Origin of the sequence: Flavobacterium psychrophilum DSM 3660 = ATCC 49418 (genome assembly GCF_002217405.1) — a bacterium.
Taxonomy (GTDB): domain Bacteria; phylum Bacteroidota; class Bacteroidia; order Flavobacteriales; family Flavobacteriaceae; genus Flavobacterium; species Flavobacterium psychrophilum.
The window spans coordinates 1-12,528 of sequence record NZ_MUHE01000002.1; the positions used below are offsets into that span (position 1 = coordinate 1).

Below are 12,528 nucleotides of genomic sequence, written 5' to 3' on the forward strand. Positions count from 1 at the left end.
CTTTAAAACTTTATGACTTTCGACTTTAAGATTAATTTAACTAAAAACAGGAATTATAACCATTTATCAAACTATCATTTGTAGTATTTTTGTATCAAAATAAAAATAAATGGCTAGGTTCGTAGAAAACGATTTACCAAAATCGAAAATAAATGCAAGTTCACTAAATAAAGCAAAATTAATCTTCAAATATGCTGGAAATCATAAATGGAAATTTTATGTAGGCTTATTTTTCTTACTACTAACGAGTATTACCGCATTAGCCTTCCCGAAATTTTTAGGACTCTTGGTAGATTGTGTTGCTAATAAAGATGCCGCTAAAGCCAATAAAATCACTTTGGGATTATTCGGAATTTTAATCTTACAATCTTGTTTTTCTTTTTTCAGATTGTCATTATTTATCAATTTTACCGAAAATACCTTGGCAAATTTACGATTTGCCTTATATCAAAACCTGATAAAATTACCCATGTCTTTTTACGCTCAAAAGCGTGTTGGAGAATTAAATAGTAGATTAAGTGCCGATATTTCTCAGCTGCAAGATACCTTAACTAGTACAATTGCCGAATTTTTACGTCAATTTATATTAATTATTGGCGGATTTATCATTTTAGCAACCATAAGCCCAAAATTAACTTTAATGATGATGTCTATCGTTCCTGTAGTTGCAGTTGCGGCAGTAATTTTTGGAAGATTTATCAGAAAATACGGAAAAAAAACACAAGACAAAATTGCCGAAAGCCAAGTAGTTGTTGAAGAAACACTGCAAGGCATAACCAATGTAAAAGCATTTGCAAACGAATGGTACGAAATAGAACGTTACAAAAATAAAATAAACGAGATTGTAAAAATAGCCATAAAAGGCGGGCAATATCGAGGGTTTTTCGCTTCATTTATTATCATTTGTCTTTTCGGAGCAGTGGTTTCGGTGGTTTGGTATGGCGTTACATTAACCATTTCTGGCGAAATGAAAAATGTAGGCCAATTAATCTCATTTGTACTGTATTCTGCATTTATAGGAGCATCTTTTGGAGGCATTGCCGAATTGTATTCGCAACTACAAAAAGCAATCGGATCGACCGAAAGAATTTTCGAATTGTTAGAAGAAACTCCAGAAAAAATAAGCGGTATCCAATCATCAATCAAAGAAAAAATAAAAGGTGAAGTTACTTTTCAAAATGTAGCTTTTACTTATCCTTCTCGAAAAGAAATTCAGGTTTTAAAAGATGTAAGTTTCAAAGCAACTTTTGGTCAAAAAATAGCCATTGTTGGACCAAGTGGGGCAGGAAAATCGACAATTTCATCCTTATTACTACGTTTTTATGATATAGAAAGTGGAACAATTCTTATAGATGACAAAAATATTTATGATTACGATTTAGAAAATCTTCGTGGCAATATGAGTATTGTGCCGCAAGATGTGATTTTGTTTGGTGGAAGCATTAAAGAAAATATTGCTTACGGAAAACCCGATGCCACCGAAGAAGAAATTATCATTGCTGCCAAACAAGCCAATGCACTCAATTTTGTAAACGGATTTCCTGAAAAATTTGATACCATAGTTGGCGAACGAGGCATTAAACTATCTGGAGGACAACGCCAACGTATTGCTATTGCTCGTGCTTTACTAAAAAATCCTAGTATATTAATTCTAGATGAAGCCACTTCTTCTTTAGATAGTGAAAGCGAAAAACTAGTTCAAGAAGCACTAGAAACCCTAATGGAAGGACGAACTAGTATTATCATTGCACACAGGCTATCGACTATTAGGAATGCAGATGCCATTTTAGTTCTCGATAATGGTATCATTGCAGAACAAGGAACGCACAAAGAACTTATCGAAATTGAAAACGGAATTTATAAAAATTTAAGTAATTTACAATTTCGGGATTATTAAAATTTACCTTTTTAGGAAACAATAAATTTAAACTATAATCTTAATAACAACTATGTGCTTTTTTTTGAAGATGAAATGTTGTCTTTAACTCATTAAAGACAACATTTCATTTGCTATATTAATCCTCATTAGACCATAATATATAAAATACACTGGCTAGATTAAAAGCGTTTGGTCTGTTTCTAATTTTAAAATTTGTTTTTACTGACACCGAGTTTTTCGTTGTGTCAATCAGCGTGTCAAAAATCCTGTCTTGTTGGGTAAATAGCATAAATCAAAGTTGTAAAAAAATTAACAAAAAAGCACATAATACAAGGCTTCCCGAGTATTGTGTGCTTACATTGATTTGCTTATTTAAAGGCAATAGTGATCGCGCCAGGATTCGAACCTGGGACCTACTCATTAGAAGTGAGTTGCTCTATCCAGCTGAGCTACGCAACCATTAAAATTTATTCTCTAGACAACTAAAAATTGTCGGGGTGGCAGGATTCGAACCTGCGGCCTCCTGCTCCCAAAGCAGGCGCGATAACCGGGCTACGCTACACCCCGAGAGCTAAAAAAAGCGGAGAGTAAGGGATTCGAACCCTTGGTACAGTTTCCCATACGCATGTTTAGCAAACATGTCCTTTCGGCCGCTCAGGCAACTCTCCTGTAAGGAAGTAATTCCCTTCTCTTAAGCGGTTGCAAATGTAAGACATCAAATGAATACTACCAACATTTTTTTCGTTTATTTTTATTTTATTTTAAAAATAAATTCAAACTATTTAATAATCAATACCATACAACAAACACAAATAATTTATTAAAACATAAATAAGTCTTAAATTTAAAAAAAATCATTAAGAAGCGCAAAATCTTTTTAAATTTAGTAAATTCGCAACTGTAATTTAAGAACATTTCAAAAATGAAAAAAGTAGTTATAGTATCAGCAGTTCGTACTCCTATTGGAAGTTTTATGGGAGCGTTATCTAGCGTTCCTGCGCCACAATTAGGCGCAATTGCCATTAAAGGTGCATTAAACAAAATAAATCTTGACCCAGCTTTGGTTAATGAAGTATATATGGGTAATGTAGTACAAGCTGGTGTCGGACAAGCTCCTGCCAGACAAGCAGCCATTTTTGCTGGTTTATCTAACGATGTTGCTTGTACAACTATAAACAAAGTATGTGCCTCTGGAATGAAATCTGTTATCTTAGGCGCACAAGCTATTATGTGTGGCGATGCAGAAATCGTTGTAGCTGGTGGTATGGAAAACATGAGTATGATACCGCATTACGTTCATTTAAGAAATGGTGTGAAATTTGGACCTACTTCTATGCTTGATGGTATGCAAAAAGACGGATTGGTAGATGCTTATGACCAACAAGCTATGGGTGTTTTTGCTGATTTATGTGCTACTGAATATAAAATTTCTCGTGAAGACCAAGATAATTTTGCCATTCAATCTTACGAGCGTTCTTCGAAGGCTTGGGATGCTGGAAAATTTGATAACGAGATTGTTCCCGTTACTATCCCACAAAGAAAAGGCGATCCAATCGTAGTTTGTAAAGATGAAGAATATACTAATGTAAAATTAGATAGAATTCCAACACTAAATGCAGTTTTCACCAAAGACGGAACGGTTACTGCAGCCAATGCATCAACAATAAATGATGGCGCAGCAGCCATGGTATTGATGAGTGAAGAAAAAGCATTAGCAATGGGATTAAAGCCATTAGCGTATATAAAAGGGTATGCAGATGCAGCACAAGAACCTAAATGGTTTACAACTGCTCCTGCAAAAGCATTACCATTGGCTTTGAAGAAAGCTGGATTATCTACATCTGATGTGGATTTTTTCGAGTTTAATGAAGCTTTTTCAGTGGTTGGATTGGCAAATGCTCAAATTCTTGGTTTAGATAATGATAAAATTAATATAAATGGTGGTGCCGTTTCTTTAGGTCATCCGCTTGGCTGTTCTGGAGCAAGAATAATTGTTACTTTGATAAACGTTTTAGAACAAAACAACGCCAAAATTGGTGCAGCTGCTATTTGTAATGGTGGTGGTGGTGCTTCTGCCATTGTAATTGAAAGAGCTTAATAAATTTTGAATAATAAATTTTAAAATTTACTGTGCTCCCCTAGCCCTGATTGCAGCGAAAATCCTTTTTGTTTTTTCCTTTAAAAAACAAAAAGATTGTAGCGAAAAGCAGGATTAGCTTCAAATAAAAATAATACAAATGATGAATTTTGGGTTTTAATTGATTCAAAATTCATCATTTAAAATTTAAAATAATTTTAATGTTTGGAATTTGTAATTTAGCCAATATCCCTTTAAGAATAGAACCCAGCGACCGAAGCGAATTGGTTTCGCAAGTTTTGTTTGGCGAACATTTTAGTATTTTAGAAAAAACTCAGAAATGGTCTAAAATTCGTTTGAATTTTGATGATTATGAAGGTTGGGTAGATAATAAACAATTTACAACAATTACCGAAGAACAGTCTGAGCAATTATCTAAAGACAGTATTATTTTGAGCTCCGATTTGATAGAATATATCACTTGTTCAAAAAACTCATTAATTCCTATTCCTCTCGGATCGTCATTGTCTTTTTTAAATTATGAATCGATAAATAAAGATAATTTTTCGTTTGATGGTTTGAAAATAAATGGCATAAAACAAAAATCAAACCTAATAAATACCGCTTTTATGTATATGAATGCACCCTATTTGTGGGGAGGAAAAACACCTTTTGGCATTGATTGCTCTGGTTTTACACAAATGGTTTACAAACTAAATGGCTACAAGCTATTTCGAGATGCTTCGCAACAAGCAACTCAAGGGGAGGCCTTAAGTTTTATCGAGGAAAGTGAACCTGGAGATTTGGCTTTTTTTGACAATGAGGAAGGAAATATTATACATGTTGGCATTATTATGGACGATAATTACATCATTCATGCCAGCGGTAAAGTGCGTATTGATAGACTAGATCATTTAGGAATTTATAATGCAGATGCTAATAAACATACACATAAATTGAGAGTGATTAAAAAAATCATTTAACCTTTGCAAGTATATGGAAGGAATACCAACTAACAAAAAAATAATTATTTTTGATGGCATTTGCAATTTGTGTAATTCGTCTGTACAGTATATTATAAAACACGACAAAAAAGATGTGTTTAGATTTGTTCCTATACAATCTAAACTAGGACAAAACATCATAAATTATATAGGAATTTCTTCAAAAAATATAGACAGTGTTATTTTGTATAACCCAGGGAAAGCCTATTACTACAAATCGACTGCTGCATTAGAAATTGCAAAAAGTCTTGGTGGCTTTTTTACTTACGCTACCCTTTTTAGGATTATTCCTTCAGCAATAAGAGATATACTTTATGATTATATTGCTAAAAATCGTTACAAATGGTATGGCAAAAACGAATCTTGTAGCATTCCTACACCCGAATTAAAATTGAAATTTTTAGAGTAAATGATATTTATCATAAAAGTATTCCTATTATCGTTTTACTTTTACCAAAACTTAAAAAATTAAACAATGAAAAATTTAATATTACCATTATATTCATGGGGAAATGGCGCATTTATCATGATTATTGTGTTCGGACTTGTTATATTTGGTTTAATTGGGGCTGTTATGCTTATGATGAATACTGATAAAAAGAAAAAAGATAACGATTTATAATATAAACCGTTATCTTTTTTACTTAAAAGATGTAATTTATTCTTTTTCCCACTTCCCTACAACACTTGTAGCTAATGCGTTACCTAATACATTTGTTGCGCTACGAAACATATCACAAAAATGATCTATTGGTAATATTAAGGCAATACCTTCAATAGGAATATCAAACATGCCACAAGTAGCTGCAACAACAACTAAACTTGCCCTTGGTACACCTGCAATACCTTTACTGGTAAGCATTAGAACGAATAACATGGTAAGTTGTGTGGGTATATCAAGATGTACGCCATAAGCTTGCGCAATAAAGATACTTGAAAATGTCATATACATCATACTACCATCTAGATTGAAGGAGTAACCTAGTGGCAACATGAAAGAAACAATTTTATCTTTTATACCAAAACGCTCTAATTCTTCTGTCAATTTTGGAAAAACAGCTTCAGAACTTGTAGTTCCAAAAGCAATAATTAATGGACTTACGATATGTTTTAGCAAAGTTTTCATTCTGTGTCCTAAAAAAACAAATCCAATTAGCAACAGAAAAATCCACAGAGTTGAGATTCCTACTAAAAATGATCCGAAGAATTTAGCATAGGTTAACAAAAGTTCGTTTAGATCTCGAATTGCAAAAACGCCCGAAATAGCACCAAAAACACCAATTGGAGCAAATTTCATGACATAGGTTACCATTTTTAGTACAATATGTGATGTTTTATCTAAAGCATTTACAACTGGTTTTGTAAAATCACCTAATGATGCGGCTGCTAATCCGAAGAAAATAGAGAAAATTACGATTTGTAATATCTCGTTATTCGCCATGGCTTCAACGATACTTTTCGGGATAATATGCTCTACAAAATTTTGGACTGAGAAGCTTTGTGTTTTTTCGGTTACTTCGGTCGCTGCCGAAACATCTATATTAGAAAGTTCTAAACCTGCTCCTGGATGTAAAATATTTACCCAAAACATTCCTATTAATAGTGAAATAAAAGAAGCTGTAAAAAACCAGACCATTGCTTTTCCTCCTATTCTTCCTACAGATTTTATATCTCCTAATTTTGCAATTCCTACAACTAATGTGGTAAATACTAATGGCGAAATTATCATTTGTACCAAACGTATAAAGACTGTTGCTAACATTTTTATATAACCACTAAACTCTTTGGCTGCTGCTGCTGAATAATTATTGTGAATAAAAACACCTAGAATAGCACCTAAAATCATGGCTATTAGAATTTGAACTGTTAGGTTGCTGAAGAATGTTTTTTTTGTTTCGATTGTAGATTCTGTTGAATTCATAGATTATGGTTAAATGTTATTGTTGTTATTTTAGCTCAGATAGCTCCAGAAATTATCTTGCTTTAAAAAGCAAAAGATTATTTCAATTAACGTTTATTTTAATTACAGTTCAGTGAACTTCGCTTGGAACGAATAGCGAAAATAACTCTTAATGATTATTATAAATTTTATTTAAAAGAAAAAAATCAGCCATTACTATTGCTGCCATTGCCTCGACAATAGGAACTGCACGTGGTACTACGCAAGGATCATGACGCCCTTTACCTTGCTGCTCTATTATTTCATTTGTATTTGTGAGTACTTCTTGTTTTTGAATTAATGTGGCCACGGGTTTGAAAGCGATTCGAAAATAAATATCCATTCCGTTAGAAATTCCGCCTTGAATACCTCCTGATAAGTTAGTTCTCGTAGTTCCGTCTTTGTTATAAGGATCATTATGATTGCTTCCTTTCATCTTTGCCCCACAAAATCCGCTACCATATTCGAAACCTTTTACGGCATTTATAGAGAGCATTGCTTTTCCTAATTCGGCATGAAGCTTATCAAATACAGGTTCTCCTAAACCTATTGGTACGTTTTGTATAACACAAGTTATGGTTCCCCCTACTGTATCTCCTTGCTTTTTTATTTCTTTGATATAGTTTTCCATTTTCTCTGCCGAAGCCAAATCTGGACAACGAACGGCATTGGTTTCTGTTAATGAAAAATTTAAATCTTGGTAAGGTTTATCGAGAGAAATATCGCCTACAGAAGATACGAAGGCATTTATTTTTATTTCTGGAATAACTTGTTTTGCAATCGCTCCTGCTACTACTCTACTGGCTGTTTCTCTGGCAGAACTGCGTCCGCCACCACGATAATCACGAATTCCGTATTTTTTTTCGTAAACATAATCGGCATGAGATGGTCGATATGAATCTTTTATGTGCGAATAATCATCAGATTTTTGGTTTGTATTCTTAATTATAAAGCCTATTGAGGTTCCTGTGGTTTTTCCTTCAAAAATTCCTGAAAGAAATTGCACTTCATCTGCTTCTTTTCGTTGGGTAACTATAGAGGATTGTCCTGGTTTGCGGCGTTGCATTTCGATTTGAATAGCGTCTAAATCTACTATTATGTTTGGCGGACAACCATCGATAATTCCGCCTAAAGCTTCTCCGTGGGATTCGCCAAAAGTGGTGATTTTAAAAATTTTTCCGTAACTATTTCCTGACATTATTTTAAGTTTTAAACAAATATAACCTAATCATTAAAAATTATAAAATAATATTTAAATTTAATTTAAAATATCATAATAAAACCTCTAAAACCTCTATATTTAGAATACTCGTTTTATGCCATTTCAGGTAATTTAGATCCTAAAAAAAAGCTAAGCTTCTAAGGCTTTAAGTTTCGAAAAAATCGTACTTAAATCTTAGTTGCTTAGCTTTTTAGAATCTTAGCTGTTTGAGTTTATTTGTTTAAATTCAATTGGTTTAATAATTTCTCAACAACCAGTTTAGATGAAGCTGGGTTTTGCCCTGTAATTAATAAACCATCTTCAACGGCATACGGGTGCCAATCGGCAGCTTTGCTATATGTTGCTCCATTTTCTTGAAGTGCATCTTCTAATAAAAAAGGAACAATTTTAGTTAGCCCAACAGCTTCTTCTTCGGTATTTGTAAATCCAGTTACTTTTTTACCTTTTACCAAAAAATCTCCATTTACTTTTACGTTTTTTAAAACTGCAGGTGCATGACATACAAAGGCAACAGGCTTTTTATTTGTATAAAATGACTCAATAAGAGCAATAGATTTTTTATCCTCTACAAGATCCCAAAGTGGACCATGACCTCCAGGATAAAAAACAGCGTCATAATCAGCTTGATTTACGTTGGCTAATTTTTTGGTGTTTTTTAGTTTTTCTAATAAAACCGTATCGGCATCAAATCGTTTGGTGTCTTCCGTTGCCGATGATGCATCGGCACTTTTTGGATCAATAGGCGGTTGTCCTCCCTTTGGTGTGGCAATGTCTATACTTACGCCTTGGTCTAGTAAAGCATAATAAGGAGCAGCCAATTCTTCTGTCCAAAATCCTGTTTTCTCTCCTGTGTTACCCAATTGATCGTGACTGGTAACTACAAATAATACTTTTTTCATCTTTTTGTTTTTTTGTTTTTGTGCTGTTGCCATAAAGCAACTCAAGGTTAATGCTAGAATAGTGAATGCGGTTATTTTTTTCATTGTTATTTTTTTAAGAATGCAAATTTAGAGCGAATATGGTATTATTAAAAATAATTTAAATTATGTTTGTAATAAATATATTTATATCATGGTCAATCTCGAATGGTACAGAACGTTTAAGTCGGTTTATAAAAACGGAAATTTTTCTTTAGCCGCTAAAGAATTATTTATTAGCCAACCTGCTGTAAGCCAACAAATAGTCATGTTGGAGGCACATGTAGGGTATAAACTTTTTAATAGAAAGTCTAAAGGGGTTGAACCTACTGAATATGCTAAGTTGCTTAATAATCTAATCATTGATGCCTTAGACCGATTGGAAAATGTAGAGAACGGTTTTCGGTCTAAAGCTTTCAATGCAAATAGAGTACTTTCTGTTGGCATTTCCAGACATTTGATGAGTAGTATTGGGAGTGCGTTACTTATAAAATTTGATTTTATCGATTTTACTTTCCATAATAATGATGCGTTGTTTGATTTGGTTAATTCTAAAAAACTCGATTTTGCAATTGTTACCAAAAAGTTTGACACCTTTGATACCATTCAGAAAAAAGTGGGAGCCATCAAACAAGTTATTGTAGGGTCTGCAAATATTGATCTTTCTGTAATAAAAACAAAAATTAAAACAAAAGAGTTGGAAACAATCGAAAATTGGTTGAATGAGCAAAAATGGTACAGCCATGATGCCGAAATTCCTCATATTAAATTATTCTGGTTGCATGTTTTTGCTAAGAAAAGACCCTCGATGATTGCCAATTATATTATTCCGTCAGAATATGAAATGCTGGAAATCCTTTCTAAAAACACAGGAGTAGCAGTTACCTGGAACATTAATGCAAAAAATATGATTGAAGAAAAGAAATTGCAAATGATATGGAACAGTACAGAAATTCCGAGTACAGATGTGTTTTTATTATCGGGTAAAAACGATAATTTGAGTGATTTTTTCGAAGATATTGAATTGGAATTGAAGGGGATTTTTTAAATTAACGATTCTCGTATTGCATACATGATACAGATTTTTTTTACCCTAATTTTGTGTTTATTCTAAAAAAATAGAGCCTAGTATAATATAAAAATATCTTTAATTTAAATTTGATTAAAAATGTTTTTTTTAGATTCTGCTATAGCTTCTAAATATAAATTTTCGTACAAAGGAACTATTTTTTCGACCGAAAATTGTTTGGCAACTTCTAGTGCTTTTTTCTTAAATAAGTTTAAATTATCTTCATCTGAAATAATTTTAAGTGCATTTTCTGCCATTTCGTTTACCGCACCAATATTACTTAAATAGCCCGATACCCCATCAATATTTACCTCTGGCAAACCACCAGAATTACTAGAAATTACAGGAACACTACAAGCCATAGCTTCGAGTGCTGCAAGACCAAAACTTTCTGTTTCTGATGGCAATAAAAACAAATCAGTAAGGGTTAAAATTTGGCTTATCTCGTTACTATTTCCAAAGAAAATTACTTTATCGCTTATGCCTAATTTATCACATAACTTTTCGGCTTTGGCCTTTTCTGGTCCATCGCCAACCATCATTAGCTTTGCTGGTATTTTTTGCTGAATTTTATAAAAAACTTTTACAACATCAGGAATATTTTTTACTTTTCTAAAATTAGAAATATGTGTAATAATTCGTTCTTCTGGTCTTGCCATTACTGAACGCTTGCAGGGAATATTGTCGAGTATTTTATTTTCTAATTCTATAAAATTTGGAATTACTTTTATCTCATTTCTAATATCAAAAAGCCTGAGTGTATCATCTTTCAAACTCTGAGAAACCGACGTTACTTTGTCTGATTTATTAATACTAAAAGTTACTGCCGTCTTGTAATTAGGATGATTGCCTACTAAAGTAATATCTGTTCCGTGCAATGTGGTAACCATAGGAATAATAATCCCTTGGTCTTTTAGCATTTGCTTTGCCATATAACCTGCATAGGCATGAGGAATAGCGTAATGCACATGTAGCAAATCTATTTTATGCAGTTTTACCATATCGACTAATTTGCTGGACAAAGCCAACTCGTATGGTTGATAATGAAACAGCGGATATTCTGGCACATTTACCTCGTGATAATGCACATTTGGGTTTAATAATGCCAAACGAACGGGTTGCCTATATGTAATAAAATGAATTTCATGACCACGACGGGCAAGTTCTAGTCCTAATTCGGTGGCAACAACGCCACTTCCTCCAAAAGTTGGATAACAAACGATTGCTATTTTCATTTTACGAAATTAGTTAAAAATAAAAAAAGCATAGGCGATTTTAGAGAAAATTAACTTAATTTTTTTTTAGATATTACTTGGTTTCTCAATTTCATAAATGGCTTTTCGATAATTAAATTTAGTAAATAAGCACAAATTATACAAGTTACCATACAAATAAACATCATTAAACTACTTTCGGTTTTTACATTTAGATTTTCGAATACATTTTGGGTAATGTGAATTATTCCTTTGTGAGTTAAATAAATGGCAAATGATAATGTTGCTATAAATGTTGTGGTTTTTGAACTCCATTTATACAAAAAACATGTAGGACTTATGGCTCCAATTACTAAAAACCCGTAACCAATGGCAACTAAAGGAAAACCAAAAACAGAAGCATAAAATGTTTGCTCCTCATAACACAAGAAATAAGCAAGTACTAAAATTACTAAACTTAATACTACATTTAGATTTCCTAATGTAGAAATTTTGTTCCATAAATTAGGATAAAACTGATAAATTCCTGCAATTGAAACACCTACTAAAAGCCCATCAAGTCTATTATATGTTGGATAATAAATGTATTTGTACCAATATAACCAGGAATTTTCATCGTTTATTTTTGGAATATAAAAGTTGTTCCAACTATAAATTCGTACTATAAAACCCAAAATAAATAGAATAATTAACAACCAATATCCTTTTTTTAAGTAATTTGAAATTTGAAGAAACATTAAAATTATTGGTAAGAAAAAATAAAAATGTTCCTCTACACATAACGACCAAGCGTGAGAAAAAGTACCGTAATCTTTTAAATTAGCGCCTAAATTTTGAGTAAATGTTAAGAATTTCCAAATAGAAGGCAAACTTTCTTTTTCTCGAAAAAGTGGAAAACAAAAATAAATTGCCACAACAACTAAATAGGCTGGAATAATTCTGAAAAATCTTTTTAAAAAAAAATCTTTGTACAAAATTTTATTTCCTTTTTTAATTTCTAAAAATAATTGTGATGAGATTAAAAATCCACTCAAAACAAAAAACAAATCGACTCCTGTCCAACCAAATTTTGCATAATCAGGGAGCCATTCTGGATATCCAAAAATTGGAATTTGATAATGAAACCAGAAAACCAATACAATAGCTAATGCTCTTAAATGATCTAATCCGTAAAATTTTTGTTTGTTTTTGTTTTCTACAATCACTA

At 32.4% G+C, this 12,528-nt stretch carries 11 protein-coding genes and 3 tRNA genes; 6 read left to right on the forward strand and 8 right to left on the reverse strand.

Annotation, left to right across the window (positions count from 1 at the left end):
* Nucleotides 1–109: 109 nt before the first annotated feature.
* Entirely contained in the window at nt 110–1,897 is a 1,788-nt protein-coding gene (locus B0A57_RS00045) for an ABC transporter ATP-binding protein (RefSeq protein WP_034098062.1), read from the forward strand.
* A 367-nt stretch (nt 1,898–2,264) separates the two neighbouring features.
* On the opposite strand, the gene B0A57_RS00050 is transcribed toward B0A57_RS00045, so the two are convergent.
* The 3 genes from B0A57_RS00050 to B0A57_RS00060 form a co-directional block, all read right to left on the reverse strand.
* Nucleotides 2,265–2,338, reverse strand: a tRNA-Arg gene (locus tag B0A57_RS00050).
* Nucleotides 2,339–2,371: 33 nt separating this feature from the next.
* Nucleotides 2,372–2,446: transfer RNA gene (locus B0A57_RS00055), tRNA-Pro, on the reverse strand.
* A 14-nt stretch (nt 2,447–2,460) separates the two neighbouring features.
* A tRNA-Ser gene (locus B0A57_RS00060) sits at nt 2,461–2,547 on the reverse strand.
* Between the two features lie 254 nt (nt 2,548–2,801).
* Here B0A57_RS00060 and B0A57_RS00065 point away from each other — a divergent pair.
* The 4 genes from B0A57_RS00065 to B0A57_RS00080 all read left to right on the forward strand — a co-directional run bounded on the left by B0A57_RS00065 (nt 2,802) and on the right by B0A57_RS00080 (nt 5,582).
* On the forward strand, nt 2,802–3,977 hold the full coding sequence (locus B0A57_RS00065) for an acetyl-CoA C-acyltransferase (protein WP_034098055.1): 1,176 nt from the start codon (nt 2,802–2,804) through the stop codon (nt 3,975–3,977).
* A 200-nt stretch (nt 3,978–4,177) separates the two neighbouring features.
* The gene (locus B0A57_RS00070) at nt 4,178–4,939 is read left to right on the forward strand and encodes a C40 family peptidase (protein WP_011962928.1); all 762 of its coding nucleotides are present in this window, start codon (nt 4,178–4,180) and stop codon (nt 4,937–4,939) included.
* A 13-nt stretch (nt 4,940–4,952) separates the two neighbouring features.
* Nucleotides 4,953–5,369 carry a thiol-disulfide oxidoreductase DCC family protein gene (locus tag B0A57_RS00075; protein ID WP_034098053.1) on the forward strand — a complete coding sequence of 139 codons (417 nt, stop codon included), beginning with the start codon at nt 4,953–4,955 and terminating at the stop codon, nt 5,367–5,369.
* 66 nt (nt 5,370–5,435) lie between these two features.
* Nucleotides 5,436–5,582: a hypothetical protein gene (locus tag B0A57_RS00080; protein ID WP_011962926.1), complete on the forward strand. Its 147-nt coding sequence runs from the start codon at nt 5,436–5,438 to the stop codon at nt 5,580–5,582.
* Between the two features lie 36 nt (nt 5,583–5,618).
* Here the strand turns inward: B0A57_RS00080 and B0A57_RS00085 are convergent, their stop codons facing one another.
* From B0A57_RS00085 to B0A57_RS00095, 3 genes are all read right to left on the reverse strand, one after another.
* Nucleotides 5,619–6,881, reverse strand: coding sequence for a dicarboxylate/amino acid:cation symporter (locus tag B0A57_RS00085; RefSeq protein WP_034098051.1), 1,263 nt, complete (start codon nt 6,879–6,881; stop codon nt 5,619–5,621).
* A gap of 148 nt (nt 6,882–7,029) precedes the next feature.
* Nucleotides 7,030–8,097, reverse strand: coding sequence for a chorismate synthase (aroC, locus tag B0A57_RS00090; protein ID WP_034098049.1), 1,068 nt, complete (start codon nt 8,095–8,097; stop codon nt 7,030–7,032).
* Nucleotides 8,098–8,333: 236 nt separating this feature from the next.
* Entirely contained in the window at nt 8,334–9,104 is a 771-nt protein-coding gene (locus B0A57_RS00095) for a type 1 glutamine amidotransferase domain-containing protein (protein WP_034098047.1), read from the reverse strand.
* Between the two features lie 88 nt (nt 9,105–9,192).
* Between B0A57_RS00095 and B0A57_RS00100 the strand changes: the two genes are divergently transcribed.
* Complete coding sequence (locus tag B0A57_RS00100) at nt 9,193–10,086, forward strand: LysR family transcriptional regulator (RefSeq protein WP_011962922.1); 894 nt, start codon at nt 9,193–9,195, stop codon at nt 10,084–10,086.
* Between the two features lie 104 nt (nt 10,087–10,190).
* Here the strand turns inward: B0A57_RS00100 and bshA are convergent, their stop codons facing one another.
* Together bshA and B0A57_RS00110 are read right to left on the reverse strand one after the other, a co-directional pair.
* Nucleotides 10,191–11,342 (reverse strand): N-acetyl-alpha-D-glucosaminyl L-malate synthase BshA, encoded by a 1,152-nt coding sequence (bshA, locus tag B0A57_RS00105; RefSeq protein ID WP_034098045.1) that lies wholly within the window; start codon nt 11,340–11,342, stop codon nt 10,191–10,193.
* A 50-nt stretch (nt 11,343–11,392) separates the two neighbouring features.
* On the reverse strand, nt 11,393–12,526 hold the full coding sequence (locus tag B0A57_RS00110; RefSeq protein WP_052079094.1) for an acyltransferase family protein: 1,134 nt from the start codon (nt 12,524–12,526) through the stop codon (nt 11,393–11,395).
* Nucleotides 12,527–12,528: the final 2 nt, after the last annotated feature.

Bases quoted from the DNA above. Each gene is read 5' to 3' on its own strand.
- B0A57_RS00045 (WP_034098062.1), top strand. From the start codon at position 110: ATGGCTAGGTTCGTAGAAAACGATTTACCAAAATCGAAAATAAATGCA.
- B0A57_RS00065 (WP_034098055.1), top strand. From the start codon at position 2,802: ATGAAAAAAGTAGTTATAGTATCAGCAGTTCGTACTCCTATTGGAAGT.
- B0A57_RS00070 (WP_011962928.1), top strand. From the start codon at position 4,178: ATGTTTGGAATTTGTAATTTAGCCAATATCCCTTTAAGAATAGAACCC.
- B0A57_RS00075 (WP_034098053.1), top strand. From the start codon at position 4,953: ATGGAAGGAATACCAACTAACAAAAAAATAATTATTTTTGATGGCATT.
- B0A57_RS00080 (WP_011962926.1), top strand. From the start codon at position 5,436: ATGAAAAATTTAATATTACCATTATATTCATGGGGAAATGGCGCATTT.
- B0A57_RS00085 (WP_034098051.1), bottom strand. From the start codon at position 6,881: ATGAATTCAACAGAATCTACAATCGAAACAAAAAAAACATTCTTCAGC.
- aroC (WP_034098049.1), bottom strand. From the start codon at position 8,097: ATGTCAGGAAATAGTTACGGAAAAATTTTTAAAATCACCACTTTTGGC.
- B0A57_RS00095 (WP_034098047.1), bottom strand. From the start codon at position 9,104: ATGAAAAAAATAACCGCATTCACTATTCTAGCATTAACCTTGAGTTGC.
- B0A57_RS00100 (WP_011962922.1), top strand. From the start codon at position 9,193: ATGGTCAATCTCGAATGGTACAGAACGTTTAAGTCGGTTTATAAAAAC.
- bshA (WP_034098045.1), bottom strand. From the start codon at position 11,342: ATGAAAATAGCAATCGTTTGTTATCCAACTTTTGGAGGAAGTGGCGTT.